16 protein-coding genes and 2 tRNA genes are annotated in these 22146 nt (G+C 73.8%); 3 read left to right on the forward strand and 15 right to left on the reverse strand.

The window, feature by feature from the left end; genetic code table 11:
* Window positions 1–14: 14 nt before the first annotated feature.
* The 9 genes from OEB99_RS16785 to OEB99_RS16825 all read right to left on the reverse strand — a co-directional run bounded on the left by OEB99_RS16785 (window position 15) and on the right by OEB99_RS16825 (window position 9787).
* A complete protein-coding gene (locus OEB99_RS16785) occupies window positions 15–689 on the reverse strand; it encodes a hypothetical protein (protein WP_263578446.1) in 675 nt (224 codons plus the stop codon).
* Between the two features lie 1130 nt (window positions 690–1819).
* A tRNA-Ser gene (locus tag OEB99_RS16790) sits at window positions 1820–1910 on the reverse strand.
* A 125-nt stretch (window positions 1911–2035) separates the two neighbouring features.
* Complete coding sequence (locus OEB99_RS16795) at window positions 2036–3316, reverse strand: threonine/serine exporter family protein (protein WP_263578447.1); 1281 nt, start codon at window positions 3314–3316, stop codon at window positions 2036–2038.
* Between the two features lie 75 nt (window positions 3317–3391).
* Window positions 3392–3479: transfer RNA gene (locus tag OEB99_RS16800), tRNA-Ser, on the reverse strand.
* Window positions 3480–3859: 380 nt separating this feature from the next.
* Window positions 3860–4270: a PIN domain-containing protein gene (locus OEB99_RS16805; protein WP_263578448.1), complete on the reverse strand. Its 411-nt coding sequence runs from the start codon at window positions 4268–4270 to the stop codon at window positions 3860–3862.
* Between the two features lie 97 nt (window positions 4271–4367).
* On the reverse strand, window positions 4368–4970 hold the full coding sequence (locus OEB99_RS16810) for a GTP-binding protein (protein ID WP_263578449.1): 603 nt from the start codon (window positions 4968–4970) through the stop codon (window positions 4368–4370).
* Window positions 4951–5355 (reverse strand): DUF742 domain-containing protein, encoded by a 405-nt coding sequence (locus OEB99_RS16815; protein WP_263578450.1) that lies wholly within the window; start codon window positions 5353–5355, stop codon window positions 4951–4953. Before OEB99_RS16815 ends, OEB99_RS16810 begins: the two co-directional genes overlap by 20 nt.
* 5 nt (window positions 5356–5360) lie before the next feature.
* On the reverse strand, window positions 5361–5810 hold the full coding sequence (locus tag OEB99_RS16820; RefSeq protein WP_263578451.1) for a roadblock/LC7 domain-containing protein: 450 nt from the start codon (window positions 5808–5810) through the stop codon (window positions 5361–5363).
* A gap of 26 nt (window positions 5811–5836) precedes the next feature.
* Window positions 5837–9787, reverse strand: coding sequence for a sensor histidine kinase (locus OEB99_RS16825; protein ID WP_263578452.1), 3951 nt, complete (start codon window positions 9785–9787; stop codon window positions 5837–5839).
* A 182-nt stretch (window positions 9788–9969) separates the two neighbouring features.
* On the opposite strand from OEB99_RS16825, the gene OEB99_RS16830 reads away from it, so the two are divergent.
* A complete protein-coding gene (locus OEB99_RS16830) occupies window positions 9970–10986 on the forward strand; it encodes a zinc-binding dehydrogenase (RefSeq protein WP_263578453.1) in 1017 nt (338 codons plus the stop codon).
* Between the two features lie 55 nt (window positions 10987–11041).
* Window positions 11042–11419: a hypothetical protein gene (locus OEB99_RS16835; protein WP_263578454.1), complete on the forward strand. Its 378-nt coding sequence runs from the start codon at window positions 11042–11044 to the stop codon at window positions 11417–11419.
* A 58-nt stretch (window positions 11420–11477) separates the two neighbouring features.
* Here OEB99_RS16835 and OEB99_RS16840 read toward each other — a convergent pair whose 3' ends face one another.
* From OEB99_RS16840 to serS, 3 genes are read right to left on the reverse strand one after another with little or no spacing between them, the layout of a single operon-like run.
* Window positions 11478–12323 (reverse strand): EamA family transporter, encoded by an 846-nt coding sequence (locus OEB99_RS16840; protein WP_263578492.1) that lies wholly within the window; start codon window positions 12321–12323, stop codon window positions 11478–11480.
* An 18-nt stretch (window positions 12324–12341) separates the two neighbouring features.
* Window positions 12342–13184 carry an HAD family hydrolase gene (locus OEB99_RS16845; RefSeq protein ID WP_263578455.1) on the reverse strand — a complete coding sequence of 281 codons (843 nt, stop codon included), beginning with the start codon at window positions 13182–13184 and terminating at the stop codon, window positions 12342–12344.
* Window positions 13181–14458, reverse strand: coding sequence for a serine--tRNA ligase (gene serS / locus OEB99_RS16850; RefSeq protein WP_263578456.1), 1278 nt, complete (start codon window positions 14456–14458; stop codon window positions 13181–13183). The genes OEB99_RS16845 and serS overlap by 4 nt, the downstream gene beginning before the upstream one ends.
* 104 nt (window positions 14459–14562) lie before the next feature.
* Here serS and OEB99_RS16855 point away from each other — a divergent pair, with 104 nt between their 5' ends.
* Window positions 14563–15714: a diacylglycerol/lipid kinase family protein gene (locus OEB99_RS16855; protein ID WP_263578457.1), complete on the forward strand. Its 1152-nt coding sequence runs from the start codon at window positions 14563–14565 to the stop codon at window positions 15712–15714.
* A 1-nt stretch (window position 15715) separates the two neighbouring features.
* On the opposite strand, the gene pheA is transcribed toward OEB99_RS16855, so the two are convergent.
* Genes pheA through OEB99_RS16870 form a run of 3 tightly spaced genes read right to left on the reverse strand, consistent with a single transcriptional unit; the run spans window position 15716 to window position 22067 of the window.
* Window positions 15716–16669 (reverse strand): prephenate dehydratase, encoded by a 954-nt coding sequence (pheA, locus tag OEB99_RS16860; RefSeq protein ID WP_263578458.1) that lies wholly within the window; start codon window positions 16667–16669, stop codon window positions 15716–15718.
* Between the two features lie 34 nt (window positions 16670–16703).
* Complete coding sequence (locus OEB99_RS16865) at window positions 16704–21287, reverse strand: hypothetical protein (protein WP_263578459.1); 4584 nt, start codon at window positions 21285–21287, stop codon at window positions 16704–16706.
* Between the two features lie 9 nt (window positions 21288–21296).
* Complete coding sequence (locus OEB99_RS16870; RefSeq protein ID WP_263578460.1) at window positions 21297–22067, reverse strand: glycosyltransferase; 771 nt, start codon at window positions 22065–22067, stop codon at window positions 21297–21299.
* Window positions 22068–22146: the final 79 nt, after the last annotated feature.

Here is a 22146-nt window from a genome sequence, read left to right on the forward strand (position 1 = left end):
TCACCGGTCCGAACTCACCCCTGGTCGCAGGCGTTCACGCCGACCGTGCCCGAGATCGCGAACGCGTGCGTGAACCTCGAGACCCACCGGGTGCCGGCCATCCGGTACTCGACCTCCCAGGCGCGGAACGACGCGTCCTGGCTCGGGTCGACGACCTGGACGTGCAGGATCGGAGCCTCGGTGACGCCCGCGGTCAGGTGCGCTCCGTCGAGGTCCCGCTCGGAGGACCAGTCCAGCGTCAGGTCCGCCCGGTCGGACACGGTCAGCGGCCACCCCCGGCTCAACCCGGGGATGACGCCGCCGCCATCGGGCTGCGGCACCGTCGGTGCGATCCTCGCGTCCGCGAGGGTGACGTTCACCGGGTCGACCAGGCGCACGGACAGCACCTGCACGTCCCGCGGGGCGGTGAACGTCACGTTGCCGGTCACGAAGTCGCGGTCGTCCGCCGTGATGCGGGTCGCGCACAGACCGATGTCACCCGTGCCGCTCAGGAACATCGCCGGATGCGGGGTGGCGAACCACCACACCACGAACGCCACCAGCACCGCAGCGGCACCGAGCAGGAACGGGTGGGCGCGACGTCGCGGTCGCGCTGCTCGGACCGGCCCCTCGGGTACCCGCTCTGCGGTCGTGACCGGACCGTCGCCCGACGACGCACGCCCGCCCGCCGATGACGTGGCTCCGCTCATCGTTCCCCCTGCACGTCGGCGTCGCGCGAGCGACGATGCCCACAAGAACCCCCCGCGGACCTCGACCAGAGGCCCGACGAGGGGCAACGCCAACGATGAGTGCTCGTGGAGCACTCCCGGCGGGGTGGTGACCAAACTCCGATCCCGCTGGCCGGCGGCACGACTGTACCGGCGGCTCGAGGCCCAACCACGCATGTGGGGCCACCGTGACCACACACCTGACCTGACCTGCAGCAATGCCCCGACGGCCGCAACCGCAAGGGCCAGGGGCTACTGGTCAGCGTGGCGGCACCACGAACGTGTCCGCGTCGGAACATGCCGCGATGATCGCCTGAGCGTCCGCGACGCCTCGTCCGCCGGGGCGAGGGCGCCGCATCCGTGCTGATGCAGGTAGCCGCGACCGGTGACCGCGATGTAGACCGTGCTCATCAGCGTGCCGCCGCAACCAGGCGAGCCCGTGGTCCGGACGGTGACGATGGCGTCCTTCCCGTTGCTCGCCGTCGCCGCTGTTGCGGCGGCCTTGCCCTGGCCGAGCCCACGCTGAGGGCGGCCAGGACAGCCGCGGAGGGCGCTTCAGGGTGGGCTCCGTTCGTTGGCGAGCTTCAGGCGTTGGCCATGGGCGGCGGCGGGCTTGTGGCAGGCGCCCTGCCGGAGTGATCGACCACCCCCAGGGGACCCGTTGTGGCGGTCACCGATGACACGTGTCACTGCTTGCCTTGACCGAGCTGATCAAGGTCGGCATGCTTCACGCGACCACCAGGTCAGCTACCACCAAAGGTCGTGTGACGTGAAGCCTCCGAACCGCAAGGCGTGGCGTGACGCGGGCCTCGTTGTCGTGATCCTGCTCGCGTTCCAGCTCTCGCTCCTAGCCGCGGGACACCCTCTGCCCTGGGCCAACTTCGCGGTCGTCGCCGCAGTGATAGTGGTCGTTCGCCTCCTCCTCGGGGCACGGAGGCCGACGACTCAACCGTGACCGTCTCGGTCACCGGACCGCGGCGCGCCCCACGCCCGACCTCAGCGTGGGGCGCAGCTGACCCCCGACACGCAAGAACCCCCTCTGGAGACCGAGTCCGGTCACCCACGAGGGGGTTCTGTCACACGCGGGCCCTGACTTTCGTCAGGACCCCCGGCGGAGACGGTGGGATTTGAACCCACGGAGGAGGTTGCCCCCCTCACGGCCTTAGCAGGGCCGCGCACTAGACCTGACTATGCGACGTCTCCAAGGCGCCGGATCGCTCCGGGCTGCCCGTCAGGGTACCGGTCGCCACGAGCACGGAGCAAAGCGTCCGGTCGCGGCCTCCGCGACCGTGCCACCCCGGTCCGGCTCCGACGCCGGATCGGCGGCCTCAGCGCTCGAAACCCCAGCTCCGATCGGTGAGGATCCGGCCCGCGGCCAGGCCCATCGCGATCGCGATCGTGACGAACAACGCCTGCACCCCGTTGGTCAGCGCGACCTCGATCGAGCCGTCGTTGAACGCCGACACGGCACGGTAGGCGGCGACCCCCGGGACCATGATCACCACGGCCGGGACGGACAACGCCGTCCGCGGGATGCCGGTCCGCGGCCCGACCATCGCGACCAGGAGCGAGACGAGCACCGTCGCGGCCATCGTGGCGGCCTGGATCGCGACGCCCTGGTCGGCGACGGTCAGCCGGACCACGTTCGCGACCATGCCGATCGACGCCGCCCACACGGCCATCCGCATCGGCGAGTTGAACATCAGCGCGAAGCCGAACACCCCGAAGAAGCTCGCCAGCAGACGCAGGCCGAACATCGCCCACCAGTCGAGCTCCGGCCTCGGCACCGGGTCCGCGGACAGCCCGGTGGCGAGGGTCAGCGCCCAGACGCTCAGTGCCGCGGAGATCATGATCGTCATCGCGTACGTCACCCGCGCGACGCCGGCCGAGAAGTCCGCTCTCGCCAGGTCCAGGGCACCGGTGACCAGCGGGAACCCGGGCACCAGGAACAGCACCGAGGAGACGAACAGCGCCTCGTGCCGCTCCGCCGCGCCCCCGACCACCAGGTCCAGCAGCATCAGGAAGCCGAGGTAGGTCAGGCACGCCAGCGCGGCGGCGACCACTGTCGCGCCGAACTGGTTGACCTTGCGGTGCAGCTGCCAGCGCCGCGAGTACTGGCCGACGCTCGCGCCGAGCGTCGCGCCGATCACCTCGACCCAGCCGCCGTTGTTGAGGAACGCGAACGCCCCGCACGCCACGCCGGCCGAGAGCGCGTTGATGATCGGCCGGTACAGCGGCGTCATCGACTCGATCCGGTCCAGCTCGCGGTTGACCGCGTCGAGGGTCATGCCGGGGCGCATGCTGTTGGCCAGGTCGGACAGCGCCTGCAAGCGGTCGGCGTTGACCCCGATGCTGCGCACCTCGGCGACCTCGGTGCGGAAGATCGGACCGCGGTGCGACGTCGCGGTGATCTCGGTCAGGGTCACGTGCGCCTCGTGCCGGTCCACGCCGAGCGCCTGGGCGACCTGGGCCATGGCGGCCTTCACGCGGTAGCTGCCGTGACCGGTGCTGAGCATCGCCTTGCCCATGCGCAGCACGGTGCCGGACTGACGGATCAGCTCGACCGGCTCGAGGTCGGTCTCATGCTGGGGCGCGGTGTCACCGGACATGGCACCATCCTCGGGCTTCGGCGGGCTGCTCCACCAGGACGCGTCCCAGGACCTGGGCGAGCCCACCCACCGGTGCGGAGGGCGGGGGATTCGAACCCCCGGAGCAGGATCACTGCTCAACGGTTTTCAAGACCGTCGCCTTCGGCCGCTCAGCCAGCCCTCCTCGCCCCACCGCGCTGCGGCGGAGCGCCCGCCATTCTGCCAGCGGAGGAGCGGAACCGGATGCCGTCGGGGTTCACCTGCCCGCCACCCGATGTCCGCCTGTCGATCAATCGGGTGTCGTCCGCGCGTTCACCGCAGGGGCACAGGATCAGTGGTGACATGATGTCGCCGGCAACGTCGCCAGTGTCGGCGGCGTCCCGATCACTCGGGAGAGCGACATGACGTGGTTCTGGGTCGGTCTCGTGACCTGGCTCGCTGCCTCGCCCATCGTGGCCGTCGGCATCGGGCGGGCCGTTCACATCGCCGAGTCGCGGCGTGCCCACTGAGGTTCTGCGGACCTCCACATCGAGCTCCTGACGGAGCTTCCTGCCGATCGAGAGATCAGCCTTCCCACCAGCGGTCAGGACGACCCGGGCTCAGCACCGCCAGGCCGTAGATCACGGCCATCCGGGCGAGCAGCAGGTCGTAGGTCGCCACGGTGTCCACGTCGGGGTCGGAGGCCGCGATGCCGATGTGCATCGCGGTGAACGGCGGCGCCGCCGACGACGCCATCGCGGCCGACTTGACCGCCTGGTCGCTGAACCGCAGGACGGTCGTCCGTCCGGCGAGCTCCCGCGCGGCCTCGCGCGCCCGCGGTCCCAACGGGTCCGCCACCCGGCGCAGCTCGGTCAGCCCGAGCGGCGACGTGACCAGCCGGTCGCCGGCCGTGCGCACCAGCTCGCGCCACGCGTCGCTCTCGGGGGAGTCGACGAAGGCGCGCGCGAGCGCGCCTCCGTCGGCGTAGATGAGCATCGCGGTCCGTCCCTCAGGCCTGTCCCGCTGCGCAGCCTAGCCAGCCCCGCGCCGGGGACGTGACCCGCGTACCTCACGGTCCGTCGGGCACGGCAGGTCAGCCGCGCAGCCGCTCCATGGCGACCTTCACCACGGTGATGAGGGCCTGCTTGGTGGCGGCCTTCGACCGGGCGTCGGTGTACATCAGCGGGACGTGCGCGGGAACGGCGAGGGCCTCGCGGACGTCCTCGAGACGGTGCCGGGCGATGCCGTCGAAGCAGTTCACTGCCACGACGAACGGGATGCCCCGGCTCTCGAAGTAGTCGACCGCGGGGAAGCACTGGTCCAGCCGCTCGGTGTCGACCAGCACGACGGCGCCGATCGCGCCGCGGACCAGGTCGTCCCACATGAACAGGAACCGGTCCTGCCCAGGGGTGCCGAACAGGTAGAGCCAGAGGTCACCGGGCAGCGAGATCCGACCGAAGTCCATCGCGACCGTGGTCGTGGTCTTGCGGTCGGTCACCCCGCCGGCGTCGTCGACGCCGACCGAGTGCTCGGTCATGGCCGCCTCGGTGTTGAGGGGCTCGATGTCCGAGATCGATCCGATGAACGTTGTCTTGCCGACGGCGAAGCCACCCGCGACGACGATCTTGACGACCGTGGGGGCCACCCGCGCGACCGCTGCGTTGCTCACGGCGGTATCAGAGGGCTGCAATGCCATTGAGAACACTCTCCAGCACGCTGAGGGACAGGGCGGGTGACTGGCCGGTGTGCACACTCACCGGAGTCGAGGTGTGGATTCGGACGAGACCGTCCTCGGAGAGGTCCGTGACGAGGACACGGACGACTCCGATCGGCATGCGCAGCAGAGCGGACAGCTCGGCGACGCTGACGAAGGTGTGGGCGGCGTGCTGCAGGATCGCCCGCTTCTCCGGCGGGAGTCCACGGGCCTGCGCCGCCGAAGGCAGCATCTCGACCAGGGCCTCGAGAGGCAGGTCGGTGCCAGCGGCGCGAACCCGCCCGCCCGTGACGGCGTAGGGACGCACGGTGCGCGTCTCCATGCCGCTGTCGCCGGAGTGGCGACCGGGGGTCGGGGTCTCGGACATCGGCCTCACGCCACCGTGGTCCGCTGGGCGCCGTCGACGCGCAGTGCGTTGCGCATCTCGGAGACCAGCTGCGGGGTGAGCACCTGCTCGGTGCGGGTCACGAGCATCGCCATCTCGTAGCCGACCGCGCCGACGTCGCAGCTCGCGTCGGCCACGACGGCGAGCACGGACCCGTCCGAGACGCTCATCAGGAAGAGGAACAGCTCGTCCATCTCGACGATGGCCTGGCGCACCTCGCCGGCCGCGAGCTGACGTGCCGCGCCTCGGGTGAGGCTGGACATGCCGGAGACGATCGCGGCCATCTGGTCACCGCTCGTGCGGTCGAGGTCGCGCGACATCGCCATCAGCAGGCCGTCGGCGGACACGGCGATCGTGTGCCGCGCTCCCGGGACGGTCTGGACGAAGTTGTCGAGCAACCACGCGTAGTTGGCGGCATCGGCACTGAGAGTGGTCACGGATCCTCCTCGTTGGACTTCCGTCATCATGAGCTCCGGTGGCTCTCGCTGGGCGCGGTCTCCTGGCGACCACGTGAGGTACCGGACTGGAAGCTCGCAAGGAGCGAGCGAACCTGGTTGGCGTCCCGCGGCGCCCCCTTGCGGGCGGGCGTCGCGGCGGGCGTCGACGGGATGGCCGTCGGCGTACGGCGGGTGAGCGGCGCGGCCGACGAGCCGACCGTCTGCGGTCGGTAGGTCGACAGCTGGCTCAGCTCGGCAAGCGCCTGCTGGGCGATGCCGGCGCGCTGGGCGAGGTACGTCGCGTGGCTGTCCGCACCGTCGTTCGGCACGAACGTCGCCGAGTGCTGCGACGGGACCACCGGCTTGGCGTGCCGCGCGGCGTCCGCGGGGTCCGCGGCGGGCGCGGACGCAGAGGCTGCGGGGGCTGCGGGAGCCGCCGGGGACTCGGTCCGGCTGCGAGCACCGGGCCAGTCCGGCTCACCCGGGAGCGGGAGCCGCCACGACGGCGATGCCGTCTCCTCGGCATCCGGGTTCCACGAGGTCATCGCGGGCGCAGCGGGCGCCGCCGGGGCCGCCGGCAGGTCGGGCTCGGCGACCGGCTCGGGCCGGGCCGGTGCCGACCGTGCCAGGTCGGTGAACGCCTGGGTCGCGGCCGACTCGCTCTCCGCCGGTGCCCAGCCGACGGCCGGGGACCACCCGCTCGCCACCGGAGCAGCGGGCTGAGGTGCGGGAGGTGCAGGCGGCTGAGGCGCGGGCTCCCGCACCGGGACCGGCGCGGCCGGCGCCTGAGACGCGACCGGGACCGGCGCTGCGGGCGCGTACGGCGCGGCCGGCGGGGCGCTCTGGGCTGAAGGCGTCCTCGTGACCAGCGGGGCGGGCGGCTCGGCCTTCGGCTTGCGACGACCGAACAGTCCACGACGCTGCTTCTTGGGCGCCGGCGGCTCTTCGAAGACCTCGTCCTCGGCTCCCTGGACGAGGCTCGCGAAGTCCTGCACCGGTCCGGGCGAGGCCCAGCCGGACATCCCGGGAACGAGCTCGGCCGGGACCGGCTCGGGCGCCGGGGCCGCGGGGGGCGCGACGGGCGCGGGGGTCGGCACGTACGGCTGCTCCGCGACGGGCCGGGCGACCGGCGCCGGGGCCGGGGCCGGGGCCTGGGCCGGAGCCCAGGTGAGGTCGTAGCCCGCGTCGGCGGCCGGTGCCGCCGTGGCCCAGTCGGGGTCGTCGTCCACCTCGGCCGAAGCCCACGACGGTGCGTCGGTGCTCGGCATGACGGCGACCGGAAGCTCCTCGTCGACGTCGTCCTCGAGCATCGGGACGACGAACGGCTCGGGCTCGTCCACCTCGAGCTGAGGCACGACCAGCGGCGCGTCCAGCGGCGCGTGCAACGGCGCGTCGAGCGGTGCGTGCAACGGCGCGTCGAGCGGCGCGTCCAGCGGGGCCCGCTGAGACTCGAGTGCGTAGCCGCCGTGGATCGGCGCCTCGGCAACCGGGGCGCCGGGGGTCTCTGCCTCGGCCGGCGTCGGCGCGACCTCGTGGGCCGGCGTCTCCTCGATCGGCTTCAGGCTCGCCGCGACGTACTCGGCGCGCCGCGAGCGGAAGCCGGTGAACATCGAGGTCCGCGACTCGGCCCCCGGGGCTACGGGCGGTTCGGGGACCGGCGCGGCGCCGCGAGCAGGCAGCGCAGGGGCACGTTGCGGCAGGCCGCCGGGTGCCGCACCCGCCGGCTCGACGTCCGGGGAGAAGCCGGACGGCGCCGGCGCCGCAGGTGCGTCGGCAGCGTCCCCGCCGGTCCGGCGGCGACCGGTGAGCGGCGTGCTCTCCCGGATCGTCGGGGCCCAGTCGTCCGAGACCACGCCCGCCGCACCGGCGAGCGCCTCGGCCGCGGGGGCCACCGGGATCGTCTGGTTCGGCAGGGGCTGGTCCGGCGTGGGTTCGCTCGGGGCGGGCCCGTCCGTGTCGGCGCGGAGCGTCCGGCGGCGCGGCAGACCACGCTCGGTGGCGCCGTCGGTGAGCGCCGCCAGGTCGACCGGGCGGACGACCTCGGGCTCCGGGGCCACCGGGCCCTGGCTCTGCTGCGGCACGCCGAGCGGGCGGGCGGGCGCCTCCATCGGCACGTCGGCCATGTCGGCGAAGAGCACGAGCGGGAGCCGCACGGTCGCCATGGTCCCGACGCCGTTGGCGCCCTGGGACAGCTCCACCTGCGCGCCGAGGCGCGCGGCGATCCGGCCGACCACGAAGAAGCCGAGTCGCTGGGCTCCGAGCACCTCGCTCGGGGAGCTCGACCGGATCTTGGCGTGGGCCGAGGCGATCTCCTCGGGGCTCATGCCGAGGCCCTCGTCGACGATCGAGACGAGCACGTGCTCCTTGTCGCGGCCCGTCGACACGTACACCGGGCTGCCGGGCTCGGAGAACATCGTCGCGTTCTCCAGCAGCTCCGCGAGCAGGTGCGCGGCCGGCAGGGCGGTGTGGCCGAGCATCAGGGGGTCGATCGGCAGGTCCAGCACCACGCGCTCGTAGTGCTCGATCTCCGAGGACGCGGTCCGGACCATGTCGGACAGCGGGAGCGTGTCGCGCAGTCGTCGGCCGGTGTCGATGCCGGCCAGCACCAGCAGCGACTCCGCGTTGCGGCGCATCCGGGTGGCGAGGTGGTCGAGCCGGAAGAGGTCTGCGAGGACCTTCGGGTCCTCCTCGGAGCGCTCGAGGGCGTCGATGAAGGTCAGCTGCCGGTTCAGCAGCACCTGGTCGCGACGCGCGACGTTGACGAACATCTCCGCGATCGAACCACGCAGTGCGGCCTGCTCCTGGGCGACCCGCAGCGTGGTCGCGTTGACCTCGTTGAAGGCGGTCGCGAGCCGGCCGACCTCGTCGGAGGAGGTGACCGGGATGTTGGCGATCGCCATGTCCGGGCCCTGGCCGGGGACGGCGACCTGCTCGACGAGGCGCGGCAGCTCGTCGCGAACGTGGCCGGCGGCGCGGATCAGGCGACGCATCGGGCGCACGATCTGGCGGGCCAGCGCGATGCCGAAGATGAGGGTCAGGACGACCGCGAGGATCCCGATGCCCATCGTGATGTAGGCCTCACGCTCGGCCTCGCTGGCCGCGACGTCCGCCGTCGCGACGATGTCGTCGATGATCAGGCCCTGGACGGAACGGAGCTCGGCGATCCGGGCGTCGGTGTACTGCAGGTACGCCTCGGGGTCGATCTGCGACACGGCGGTGAGCGAGCCGGACGCCAGCGCCAGCCGGTAGCTCGACTCCTGGTCGCTCTGCGGGCTGAGCAGCTGCTCGTCGGTGACCGTGGCGAGCGTCGCCTCGGCCGAGGCGAGCTCGACGTTCGTGGTCGAGACCAGGCCGGCGAGCTGGCCGACCATCTCGCCCGCGCCCTCGGGGTCGGCGAGCACACGAGGCGCGAGCGCCTCCTCGTGCACGAGCCACTCGTCGGCGACCAGCAGGGCACCGTAGGCGCGCAGCTTCGGGCCGAGCACCGGGTCGGACAGCTGGTCCGCGACCGTCGTCGGCATTGCGATCACGTTGAGGATCAGCGACGTGTACGCCTGGTTGATGGTCGACTCGGATCCCACGCCACGGATCGAGCGGAGTCCTTCGAGCTCGTCATGGATGCTGTTCACGGCGTCCCGCAGGAAGGCGATGCGGCCTTCGAGCAGGTCTGCCGGAGTCGTCGCGAGCTGGACCTCGAGCTTGCTGAGCGCGATGTCGGTGTTCGACTGCGCTGCCGTGACCTCACCCGGGGTGCGCAGGCCGCTCACGGCCTCCGTCGCGACGTCGCGCTCGTGCTGCATCGTGTGCACCACGGCGGCGTGCGGGTCGACGAGCCGCGCGACGTCGGCGACGTCTCGGGCGTCGTTCGCGTCCTGCATCGACTGGTACGAGATCAGACCCACGGCGGCAGCAAGCACGAGCAGGGGCACGATCAAGGCCACGAGGACCTTGCCTCGGATGCTCAACCTGCGAAGCATGACGTCTCCTTCACTGTCCGCCTCTCGACGGACCGGATGGCGATGACGGCGCGGTCCAGGACCGTGACCTGCCGTCGGGGTCCCATCGGCCGCCGAGGTGCCGAGCATTAGCCCGTTCGTGCCAGCAACTGGTCCGAGCGCGAGGGTTCGCCCGGTTTTCACCCACCTGACAGACTCGAACCATGCAGGTCGTCAATCCTGACACGCCGCAGGCCGACAGTTTCGAGCTTCATCACCTTCCGGATCCGGTGCCCGCTCCCGGGCACGTGATCATCGACGTGTCAGGGGCAGGCGTCAACCGAGCCGACCTGCTCCAGATTGCTGGACACTATCCTCCCCCACCCGGCGCACCGATGTGGCCAGGTCTCGAAGTCTCGGGTGTCGTGTCGGCGATCGGACCCGGATCCCGCTGGCGGGTCGGCGACGAGGTCGTCGCTCTGCTCGACGGTGGCGGGTACGCCACGAAGGCCGCCGTCGCCGATGCGCAGGTGCTCCCGGCGCCACCCGGCGTCCCGCTGGTCGACGCCGCGGCGCTGCCCGAGGCCGCCTGCACGGTGTGGAGCACCCTGAGCGCCGCCCGGCTCGCGCCGGGCGAGTGGCTGCTGGTGCACGGCGGCTCCGGTGGGGTCGGCTCGTTCGCGGTTCAGCTGGGCAAGGCTCTCGGCGCACACGTCGCGACGACCGCGGGTGGCCCCGAGCGTGCGGCGAGATGCGCGGCGCTCGGCGCTGACCTGGTGATCGACCACCGCAGCGAGGACTTCGTCGAGGTGCTCCACGAGCGGGTCCCCGGCGGCGTGGACGTCGTGCTCGACGTGGTCGGTGCCGCCTACCTCGACCGGAACCTCGACGTCCTCGCCGTGGAGGGCAGGCTCGCCGTGATCGGCCTGCAGCAGGGCAGTCGAGCCGAGCTCGACCTCGGTCGGCTGCTGTCCCGGCGTCTGACGGTGCTCGGCACGACGCTGCGCTCGCGACCCCCGGAGCAGAAGGCGGAGATCGTCGCTCAGGTGCTGCGGCACGTGTGGCCGCTCGTCGCCGGCGGGCAGGTGCGCCCCGTGGTGCACGACCGGATCCCGCTGTCGCGCGCCTACGACGCCCACCGGATGCTCGCCTCGGGCGCGGCCTTCGGGAACGTCGTGCTGACCCCGGACCGCGGACCGAGCCAACAGCCGGACCAACAGCCGGACCTCCAACAGGACTAGCGCCAGAACCAGCAAGGAGCACCCACTCTCCTGTGACCAGAGTCACACTGGTGGCATGAGCGAGCTGATCCCGGAGATCTCGGACGAACGCACGGCCGACCACGGTGCTCTTCCCGGCCTGGCAGCCGCACTGGCCACGCTCCGACGGGCGGTGGACGACGTGCCCGACGGTGACGCGGGGCGCGACCGGCTCCTCGACCTCTACGCGCAGTCGGGGCGGGCCGTCGCGCTCGCGGTGCCCGAGCCACCCGCGCTGCCGCCGGTGGACCCGGGGACCGACGCGGCGACCCTCCGCGGACGCCTCGTCGGCTGGCTCGACGGCCTCACGCACGGCGTCACCGTCGCGCTGCTGGCAGACCAGGAGTCCGCTCGAGTCGCGCTGGTCCACCTGCGGTACGACGCGCGGGCCGAGCACGTGCCCTTCGCCGGCTGACCCGCCGCGCGGGGCCGGCACGGCGGACCCGGAGTCGGCCCGGCTCGACGCCCCCCGGTCACGCCGGTTCGGCGGTCCCGGGGTCGGTTCGGCGTGCGGTCATCGCGATCGCACCCGACACCGCGGCGAGCCCGAGCAGCTCGAGCGGGTGCGGCCACTGCCCCAGCGCCACGGCGCCCACGACCGCCGCCGTCGCCGGCAGGGTCGCCAGGAGCACGGCGAACGTCGCAGCCTGCACCCGCCGCAGCACGACCTGCTCGATCGCGTACGGCACCACCGAGGACAGCACCGCGACGCCCACCACGGCGGCCGCGAGCCGCGGCGAGCCGAGCACCGGCGCCGCCAGGGGTGCCAGCAGCGGCGACAGCACGAGCGCGCCCGCCGCCATGCCGACGCCGAGGCGGGTGACGCCGTCGCTCACCGCGACCCGCCGGCCGAGCACGATGTACCCGGCCCAGCAGGCCGCCGCGCCCGCGATCGCGAGCAGGCCGGCACCGGCCTCCGGACCGCCGACCTCGAGCGTGACCCCGGCGAGCAGCACGACCCCGGCCGCCGCCAGACCGATGCCGAGCCGTTCGCGTCGCCCACCGGCGACCGCCGCGACGGTCACCGGGCCGAGGAACTCCAGCGCCACCGCGGTGCCGAGCGGCAGACGGTCGATCGCGAGGTAGAAGAAGAGGTTCATCAGCGCCAGGGTCGTGCCGAACGCGGCGACGAGCGCCAGCTCGCGGCCCGCCCAGCGCCGCCGCCAGGGCCTGCGCCACGCGATCAGCACGACGGCCGCGACCACGACCCGCAACCACGCGACCCCCGCGGCGCCCAGCGCCGGGAAGAGGCTGAACGCGAGCGCAGCGCCGACGTACTGGGTCAGGCCGGACAGGACGAACAGCGCCGGCGCGGGCACCCGGTCGACCGTGCGCACTCAGCCCACCGGGCCGGTCGACCGGTCGAGCCCGGGCAGCGTCGCCAGGACCCGGGCCACCCCGCCCTCGGAGACCGTGCCGGTCACCTCGTCGGCGGCGTCCCGCACCGCCTCGGGTGCGTGGGCCATCGCCACGCCGCGCGAAGCCCAGCGCAGCATCTCCAGGTCGTTGAAGCCGTCACCGACCGCGAGCGTGCGGTTTGCGACGCCGAGCAGGTCGCGCAACGGCTCGAGCGCGGCGGCCTTGGTCACGCCGGCCGGCGCGACGTCCATCCACGCGGTCCAGCCGATCGCGTACGTCACGTCCGACAGCCCGGCCTCGGCCGCGAGCGCGTGGAAGTCCTCCGGCGTGTGCTCCGGGCTGCGCACCACCAGGCGCGTCACGTGCGCCGCCGACAGCTCCTCGAGACCCACCACGGTGTGCTCGCCGTGCAGCTCCCCGGGCGGGAACGGCTTGTTCACCCGGAAACCGACGCCGACCTCCTCGACCGCGAAGTGCGCGTCCGGCAGGCGCGCGGCCATCAGCCGCACCGCGGGCCCCGGGTCGAAGGTGCGTTCCTCCACCACCTCGTAGCCGGCCACCAGCGAGGCGTCCAGCCGTAGGGTCAGCGCACCGTTCGAGCACACCGCCCAGCCCGCGGTCAGCCCGAGGCGGGTCGTGATGGGCAGCGTCGCGATGACCGAGCGGCCGGTCGCGACCACGACGTGGTGGCCGGCGTCCATGACCTGCCGGACCGCCTCCACCACGGCCGGCGAGAGCTCCTGGTCGTAGTCCAGCAGCGTCCCGTCGACGTCGAGCGCGACCAGCCAGGGCTCGTCCGGCGCGGCCACCTGGCCGGTCACCGGGCCACGGGACGCAGCACCTCGAGGCCGCCGAGGTAGGGCCGCAACGCCTCGGGCACCCGGACCGACCCGTCCGCCTGCTGGTGGTTCTCCAGGATCGCCACGATCCAGCGGGTGGTCGCCATCGTCCCGTTCAGGGTCGCCACGGTGCGCGTGCCGGAGTCGGTGCGCTCCCGTACGGCCAGCCGCCGGGCCTGGAAGGTCGTGCAGTTCGAGGTCGAGGTGAGCTCGAGGTAGCGGTCCTGGGTCGGCAGCCACGCCTCGCAGTCGTACTTCCGCGCCGCGCTCGAGCCGAGGTCACCGGCCGCGGTGTCGATCACCCGGTAGGGGAGCTCGACCTTGGCGAGCATCTCCTCCTCGGCCGCGAGCAGGCGTGCGTGCTCGGCCTCGGCCTCCTCCACCGTGGTGTAGACGAACATCTCCACCTTGTGGAACTGGTGCACGCGGATGATGCCGCGGGTGTCCTTGCCGTAGGAGCCGGCCTCGCGCCGGTAGCAGGCCGACCAGCCCGCGTACCGGATCGGACCGGCGGTGAGGTCGACGATCTCGCTCTCGTGGTAGCCCGCGAGCGCGACCTCCGACGTCCCGACCAGGTACAGGTCGTCGGCCTCGAGCCGGTAGACCTCGTCGGCGTGCTTGCCGAGGAAACCGGTGCCGCGCATGATCTCCGGCTTGACCAGCGTCGGCGTGATCATCGGCGTGAAGCCGTGCGCCATCGCGGTGTCCATCGCGAGGTTGAGCAGCGCGAGCTCCAGCCGGGCGCCGACCCCGGTCAGGTAGTAGAACCGGGCGCCGGAGACCTTGGCGCCGCGCTCGGTGTCGATCGCGGCGAGCCCCTCACCGAGCTCGAGGTGGTCGCGCGGCGGGCGCCCCAGCTCTGCGGCGAGGTCCCTCGGGCTGCCGACGTGCCGCAGCACGACGTAGTCGTCCTCGCCGCCGGACGGGACGCCGTCGACGATGACGTTGCCGATGGTCATGATCAGCTCGTCGAGCTCGGCGGCCAGCCGGGCCGCCTCGGCCTCGCGCTCCTTGACCTCGGCCGACAGCTGCTTGGCCCGGGCCAGCACGGCCGCCTTCTCCTCGCCCTGCGCGGCGGCGACCTGCTTGCCGATCTGCTTCTGCTCGGCCCGCAGCTGCTCGAACGACGTGAGCGCGGCGCGGCGGCGGGTGTCGAGGTCGAGCGCCGCGTCGACCGCAGACTCGTCGTCACCCCTCGCGCGCTGGCTGGCTCGGACGACGTCGGGGTTCTGCCGCAGCAGCTGGAGGTCGATCACCCTGGAAGGGTAGCGAGCCGCGCCCACGAGCCGCTCCCGCATACCGCGGGCCCGGTCGCGCCTTCACCGGGCCGCCATCGCCCCGCGGCCCTACCGTGGTCCCCATGAGCTGGCAGGGGTGGGTGAGTCTCGTAGCCGTGCTCGTGGCACTGGTCGCCGTGACCCTGGCTCTGCAGAACCGCCAGTGGTTGCGCGGCCTCGAGGCACCGGCCTCGCCGGAACCGGCCAGGATCACCGCGGCGAGCGTCGACCGTCCACAGGTCGCGTTCGTCGCGAACCCGTCCAAGCCCGGGGCGGCCGAGCTCCGCGAGCAGTGCGTCCAGGCGTGCGCGAGCCGCTACCTGCCCGAGCCGCTGTGGTACGAGACCACCCCGGAGGACCCGGGCGTGGGCCAGACCAAGCAGGCCGTCGCCGACGGGGCCCAGGTGGTGGTCGCGGTGGGCGGCGACGGTACGGTCCGGGCGGTCGCCGAGGGCCTCAACGGGACCTCGGCCGCGATGGCGCTGCTCCCCCAGGGCACCGGGAACCTCCTGGCCCGCAACCTCGACCTCCCGCTCAACGACGTCGAGGCGCAGCTGCGGGTCGCGCTCGGCGGCCGGGACCGGGTGATCGACGTGGGCTGGCTCACCGTGGTCCGGGACGAGAAGGACGTGGCGGACCCGGTCTCCGAGCTCGACCCGGGCGCGGCGGCGCCGGAGAAGACCGCACCCGCCGCCGACGACCCGTCCCGGCGGCACATCTTCCTGGTGATCGGCGGCGTGGGCTTCGATGCCGCGATGGTCGCCGACGCCGACGAGGAGCTCAAGGCCAAGGTGGGGTGGATCGCCTACTTCCTGGCGGGCGTCCGGCACCTGCACTCCCGGCGGATGCGCCTCGAGGCGCAGCTCGACGGCGGACCCTGGTACCAGCTGCGGCTGCGCTCGCTCATGGTCGGCAACTGCGGCCGGCTGCCGGGCGGCATCACGCTGCTGCCGGACGCGGTGCTCGACGACGGCTGGCTGGACGTCGGGGCGATCGACACCCGCGGCGGCATGCTCGGCTGGACCCAGCTGTTCGGCGAGGTCGTCGCGCAACGGTTCGGCGTGCGGGCGGACCTGCCCGGTTCGATGGGCCACATCGACCACGCACGGGCCCGGCGGGTCCGGGTCCGCAGCCGCGATGCTCAGCAGGTCCAGGTCGACGGCGACATCATCGGCGAGGCGTTCGAGCTCGAGGCGAACATCCAGAAGCACGGGCTGACCGTGCGGGTCGCCTGAGTCAGGTCGCGCGTCCCTCGCGCAGCGACTGCACCCAGGCCCGGGCCGAGCGGAAGTCCTCGTCGGACGTGCCGGGCCGCATGTCGCCGTACGGAGCGTCCACCCGCGGGTAGGAGCCGAGGTACCGCACGTGCGGGCAGACCCGGTGCAGGCCGATCAGGGCCTCGGCCATCCGCTCGTCGGCCAGGTGACCCTCGGCGTCGATCGAGAACGAGTAGCGCCCCAGGGAGTCCCCGATCGGCCGCGACTCGATCCGGGACAGGTTCACCCCACGGGTCGCGAACTGCTCGAGCATCTCCAGCAGTGCGCCGGCCTGGTTGGACGGCAGGTGCACGACCAGTGTCGTCTTGTCCGCACCGCTCGGCGCCGGCACGTCACCGGGCCGGCCGATCAGCACGAACCGGGTCACCGCCGCCTCGTTGTCCGAGACGTGCTCGGCCACCACCGCCAACCCGTAGTGCTCCACCGCCGAGGGCGGCACCAGAGCAGCGTCGAACCCGAGGTCCTCGCGGGCCCCGGCGAGCAGCGCCGCCGGAGCGGTGTTGGAGGTCGCCGGCACGTGCACCACGCCCGGCAGGTTCTGGGCGAGCCAGCCCCGGCACTGCGCCCACGCGTGCGGGTGGGCCGAGATCCGGCGCACCGCGCCGAGGTCCGTCCCCGGGCGCGCGGCGAGCGCGAACGTGACCGGCACGAGCATCTCGCGCAGGATCATCAGCGGCTCACCGACCGCGAGGCTGTCCAGCACCGCGGTGACCCCGCCCTCGACCGAGTTCTCGATCGCGACCACCGCGAAGTCCGCGGTCCCGGCGCGCACCGCGGCGATCGCCGCGAGCACGTCCACCTGCGGCAGGTAGTCGGCCTCGTCCGGGCTCACCACCTGGCGCAGCGCGGCCTCGGTGAACGTCCCGGCGGGCCCGAGATAGGCGTACCGGGCTCGCCCGAGCTCTGCGGCCATGCCCGTGCTCCCTCCCCGTCCGGTCGCGCCGAGCCTAGTGCGTCGAGGAGCGCACGACGGCGAGCCCCAGCAGGGGCACCGCCGACGCGAGCAGCACGGTCGCGATCCGCGTCCCGTAGTCGTTGACCAGCGACCCGGCGACCGCCGCGATGAGCAGCCCGACGAGCAGCGGCGTCATGACCGGCCAGTCGGCCACGACCCGCCGGTACCACTGCGGGTGCCACGCGAACCGCCCGCGGGGCCAGACCAGCAGCACGCCGAGCACCAGCACCGCGAGGGTCAGCCAGGCGACCGGACCGGTGGTGAGCGTCGCGGCGGCATACCCGGCCTTGCGCTCGATGGTGCTCCAGGCGGTGCCGTCCAGCAGCGACTGGACGAACCTGCCGAGGTGGGTGCGCTGGTCGGCCGGGCGCAGCCAGTCCAGCACGCCGATCCCGCCGACCAGCACGACGCCCGCGACCCCGATCAGCAGCAGACGCGACCAGGTGACCCGGATGCCGCCGACGGCGAGCACCACGACGGCCGCCGCGGGCAGCAGCACGAGCCCGCCGCCGACGTCCGCCCCGAGCCCGGGCAGCACGTCGACCAGCAGCGCGACCAGACCGACCGCGCCGGACAGCACCATCGCGACGACCCGGTGGCCGCGCGACGCCCACCACCAGCCGAGCACCGCGGCGAGCACCAGCGCGCCGACGACGTACACCGAGTAGGTGGGGTTGCCGAACCCGTAGTACCGACCACCCAGGGTCGGCGACGGGCCGAGCGGGCTCCCCCGGTGCAGCGGGGTGCCGAGCAGCGCATCGAGGGTCAGCACGCCGAAGGTGATCGCGGCGAGCACGCCCGGCCCGGCCCAGACCGGGCGGCTCGGCGCGAGCGCGGCCACGGCGGCGACCGTCGCGGTGGCCCCGGCCATCGCGAGCCACAGGGCCGTGCCGGGGTCGTCGGCACGCCACCAGGCCCACGTGGTCATCACGAACAGCCCGACGGGCAGGGCCGCGAGCAGCACGAGCGACCACTCCAGGACCCGGCCGAGCACCGCGGCAGCCCGCGCCGACCGGGATCGCAGCGCCGGTCCCACCAGCGCCGCGAGCGCGAGCAGCAGCAGCGCGACGACCATCGGCGTGCCGGTCAACCAGCCGGACAGGCCGCGCAGCGCGTGGTCCCGACGGGTCAGGTCGCCGAGGCCGTCCACCACGCCGGCCACGTCGGAGGGCCGCGTGCCGGCGGCGGTCAGCGTGGACCCGGTGAAGTCGGCCGGCTCGGGCACCCCGGCGGCGACCAGCACCGTGGTGGGCACGTCGAGCAGCCGCGCCACGCCCTCCCACCGCGTCGAGGGCGAGGAGAGGTAACGCGCCCCGAGCCCCGCCGAGGGGGTCACCGCGCCGACGCCGAGCACGGGCCGCTCAGGGCTGGGGTTGCCCACGTCCACCAGCAGCACCACGGCGTCCTGCGGCGCCGCGGCGAGCACCCGACGGACCGTCGCGTCCAGCTCCTGGAGCGCCGCGTCGCGCTCGGCGCCCGGAGCGGTACCGGGCGGGGCGGCGGGGTCGACCGCCGCGGACGGGTCCGCCATCGCGGGAACGGCACCGGCGTCGACGACGGTGACCGGGCAGTCGAACGCCTCCACCGGATCCGCGAGCGCCGCGTCGAGATCGAGGTACCGGCCGACCGCGCCGGTCGAGTCGGCGAGCGTGAGCGCGGCACCCGGTCCGACCGCCGTGGAGCACACCGCGGCGTCGGAGAGGGCGTCACCGAGCGTGCCCAGGTGCGGCTGGTACGGCGATCGCGACTGCAGCGACGCGAGGTCCGACCAGCCGGTGACGTCCGCACCGTCGCCGGACGCCTCGACCGACCACGGCAGGCAACCGAAGTCCGAGCCGTCCCGCTGGCCGGTCAGGACGGCGAGCCCGGCGGACATCGACAGCCAGCCCGACGCGAGGCAGCGCCGGTCGGTCCCGGTCACGCCCGGCGCGATCCCGCCGACCACGGCGCCGTCACGCACCAGGGCCCAGATCGCCGGGGTCGCGGTCCGGTCCACGTCCGCCCAGCTCAGACCGGCGGTGCCGACCACGACGATCGGCTGCCCGGACTGCACCACTGGGGTCGCCTCGCCGCGCGGCACGTCGCCCGCGGCGACCTGGCTCGGCAGCACGGCGACCCCGAGGAGGAGCGCACCCGCGAGCCCCGCGGCGACCATCACGAGGGCGCCCGGCACCGACCGGACCAGGGCGTCGCCCTCGTCCGGGGAGGCACCGGACCACGTGTGGTCCGCCCAGGACACCCCGAGCATCGCCGCGACGAGGCCGAGCACCACCACCGCGACCGCGATGCCGGAGTCGTTCAGCACCGCGCCGAGGCCCGCCGCGACCACCACGGCGACGACCGTCTGCCACAGCACGGGCCGCTCGGCGTAGACCGCGCGCAGGCCCGCCGGCCGCCACGGCCCGACCAGCACGAGCGCGGCGACGACCACCGCGACCGTCGCGAGCGCACCCACCGGGTTGGCGACCGTGGCCCACGCACCGGCGGCCTTCTCCTGGATGACCGCCCACGCGCTGCCCTCGACCACCCGTTGCACGAACAGGCCGAGGTGCGAGGCGGGTCCGGGGCGCAACCAGTCCACGATCCCGACCACCAGGGCCACGATCGCGGCGAGCCCGGTCGCCGCGAGCACCCGCCGGGTGGTGACCCGGCGACCGGCGAGGCCGAGCACGAGCACCACGAACGCGGGCACGAGCGCGAGGATGCCGCCGAGGTCGGCCCCGAAGGCCGGCCAGCCGTCCACCACGACCGTGACGACGCCGACCGCGGCGGCCGCGCCGAGCCCGACCCGGCGGGACGGCACCGTCGCGGCCAGCGCACCGGCCAGCACGAGCGCCGCGGCCGCGTATACCGAGAAGGCCATGTTGCCGAAGCCGTAGAACCGGGCACCGACCGTCGCGCTCGCGCCCAGCACCGACCCCTGCTGCAGCAGCGTGCCGGTGAGGCCGTCGACGGTCAGCACCAGCCAGGTCATCAGGGCCAGCGACCCTGCGAGGCGCCACGGTCCACGCGGCAGCAGCCGCGAGGTCGCCCAGGCCGCGAGGGCGACGGCGAGCGCCGCGGCCACCGTCCACAACGAGGCGGCCACGACGGGTGCGGGGGACAGCCACCAGCGCGACAGCGACGCGAGGAAGGCCCCGGCCGGTGTCGCCGTGGTCACCACGAGGGTCGCGACCACGGCCCGGCGACCGGCAGCGCCCAACGGCCGGCGCAGCAGGACCACGAGGCCGGCGAGCAGCATGCTCAGCCCGACCGCGGCGGAGAGCACGGGCAGCAGGCGGGTGACGGTGGTGGTCAGCTCGGTGAGGTAGCGGCGGTTCTCCACGGTGCGCTCGGCACTCATCCGCCGGTCACCGGTGACGGTGATCGCGGACCCGTCGAGGCCGCTCGCGTCCGCACCGGCCTGCTCGGCCAGGGTCGCGGTGAGGTCGGTGAGCGTGACGAGGCCCACCCGCCGGGTCGAGTCGGAGGTGACCCAGCCCGTCACGGCCGAGCCCCGCTGCCAGTCGATCACGACCGGCAGTCCCTGCTCGCTCGTCTCGCCGGAGACCCCGGCGACGATCAGCCGCCAGCCGGTCGGCAGGCGCTCGGCCAGGCCCTCGACCGTGCGGTCGAGCCGCGCGAGCGCGATCCGGCGGCTCTCGGGGTCGTTCCCGAGGTCGCCGAGGTCGAGGACGGTCACCGGGCACTCGGTCAGCTCCGTGTCGTCGAGACGGCTCACGGCGTCCGCGTACCGGCCGACCGTGCCGTCCGCACCGGCCAGCGCGACCGCGGCGCCCGGTCCGACGGCCGTCGCGCAGCTGCCGGCCACTGCGATCCGCTCGCCGAGGGCACCCGGCGTGCCGGCGTCGGTGGACTCGGGCACGTCCTGGTCGGTGTCGGCCGTCGTGGTGTCGTCCGCCAGCAACGTCGACCAGCCGACGACCGTGCCCGGGGCCGGCTGGTCGGGACCGGCCGGCTCGTCGACGTCGGGCACCGGCACGCAGTCCAGGGGAAGCTCCTGGTCGGCGCCGTCCGGGAGCGGTGCGGTGGTCCGCCGACCCGCCGAGATGGTCAGCCAGGCGTCGACCGGGCAGGTCTGGCCGCCGGAGGTCCGCACCGACACCGACCCGACCGACCCGGTCGCGACCAGCCGCCACAACGTCGGGGTCGCGGTCCGGTCGATGTCCGTCCAGTGCAGGTCGCCCGTGCCCACCAGCACGACGCCGGTGTCCGGCACCGCGGTCGGGTCGGCCGCAGTCGGGTCCGCAGCGGTCGCGTCCTCAGCAGCCGCGTCTTCAGCAGCCGCGTCTTCAGCAGCCGCGCCTTCAGCAGCCGCGTCTTCAGCAGCCGCGTCTTCAGCAGCCGAGGCGGCAGCGGCCGGGCCGACTGCCGCGAGCGAGCCCGCCGCGGCGAGCGTCGCCGCCTGCGCCGGCAGCGCGGCGAGCGACGTCAGGGCTCCGAGGACCACGCCGAGGAGCAGGCCCACGCTCAGGCCGCGACGCAGTCCCCGACGCGACCTCCGGGTCACGACCGCGCCCCGCCCCGGGCGGGCAGCATGCACGACGACCGCCACGGGACGACGGTCGGTGCGCACCGGCCAAGGCTACGTGGCGGATCCCTTGCGCAACCGCGTCCCGACGCCGCGGGCGACCGAACGCACCTTGCGGGCGTTCACCGCCATCAGCACGTCGCGATACTGCGCGGCGCGGTGCAGCTGGCCCTTGAGGTCCGTGCCCGACGCGCGGTGCTTGAGGTCGCAGGGCACCTCGACCGCGACGTAGCCCTGTGCGACCAGGTCGATGCTCAGGCCGGTCTCGACGCCCCAGCCGTGCGCGAGCGGGGTCCCGGCCTCGAACGCCTCCCGGCTCAGGCAACGGATCCCGGACAGCGGCTGGGTCGGCGTCCAGCCGGTCATCGAGGCGATCGACCGGCGCGCGAGCCCGACCACGATGCCGCGGCCACCGGCGCCGGGCTGGGGCGGGAGCAGGGCGATCGCCATGTCCGCGCTGCCCTCGAGCACGGGCGGCACGAGCGGTGCGGCGTTCACCGCGGTCTCGCCGAGGTCGCCGTCGAGGAAGAGCAGCAGCCGCGGCGGGGCGTCCTCCGCGTCGCGCATCGCGACCACGGCCGCGCCGGTCTCCATCGCCGAGGCCTTGCCGCGGTTCACCGAGTGCCGCACCACGACCGCGCCGGCGTCACGAGCGACGTGCTGGGTGGCGTCGGTCGAGCCGTCGTCCACGACGAGCACCAGGTCGACGTTGGGGATGGCCTTGGCCGCCCGCACGGTCGCCGCGATCCGGCGCGACTCGTCCTTCGCCGGGATGATCACGGCGACGCGCTGAGGCGGAGGGGACGACGCACGGCGGGCTGCCACAGGACAACCCTAGCGACGCGGGAGGCCTGCGCCATCGCAGGCCCACTCCATGGTCAAGGAGAGGTCACGCCCCGGGAAT

It is taken from the genome of Actinotalea endophytica, assembly GCF_025717005.1.
Lineage (GTDB): Bacteria > Actinomycetota > Actinomycetes > Actinomycetales > Cellulomonadaceae > Actinotalea.

Bases quoted from the DNA above. Each gene is read 5' to 3' on its own strand.
- OEB99_RS16785 (WP_263578446.1), bottom strand. From the start codon at position 689: ATGAGCGGAGCCACGTCATCGGCGGGCGGGCGTGCGTCGTCGGGCGAC.
- OEB99_RS16795 (WP_263578447.1), bottom strand. From the start codon at position 3,316: ATGTCCGGTGACACCGCGCCCCAGCATGAGACCGACCTCGAGCCGGTC.
- OEB99_RS16805 (WP_263578448.1), bottom strand. From the start codon at position 4,270: ATGCTCATCTACGCCGACGGAGGCGCGCTCGCGCGCGCCTTCGTCGAC.
- OEB99_RS16810 (WP_263578449.1), bottom strand. From the start codon at position 4,970: ATGGCATTGCAGCCCTCTGATACCGCCGTGAGCAACGCAGCGGTCGCG.
- OEB99_RS16815 (WP_263578450.1), bottom strand. From the start codon at position 5,355: ATGTCCGAGACCCCGACCCCCGGTCGCCACTCCGGCGACAGCGGCATG.
- OEB99_RS16825 (WP_263578452.1), bottom strand. From the start codon at position 9,787: ATGCTTCGCAGGTTGAGCATCCGAGGCAAGGTCCTCGTGGCCTTGATC.
- OEB99_RS16830 (WP_263578453.1), top strand. From the start codon at position 9,970: ATGCAGGTCGTCAATCCTGACACGCCGCAGGCCGACAGTTTCGAGCTT.
- OEB99_RS16835 (WP_263578454.1), top strand. From the start codon at position 11,042: ATGAGCGAGCTGATCCCGGAGATCTCGGACGAACGCACGGCCGACCAC.
- OEB99_RS16855 (WP_263578457.1), top strand. From the start codon at position 14,563: ATGAGCTGGCAGGGGTGGGTGAGTCTCGTAGCCGTGCTCGTGGCACTG.
- pheA (WP_263578458.1), bottom strand. From the start codon at position 16,669: ATGGCCGCAGAGCTCGGGCGAGCCCGGTACGCCTATCTCGGGCCCGCC.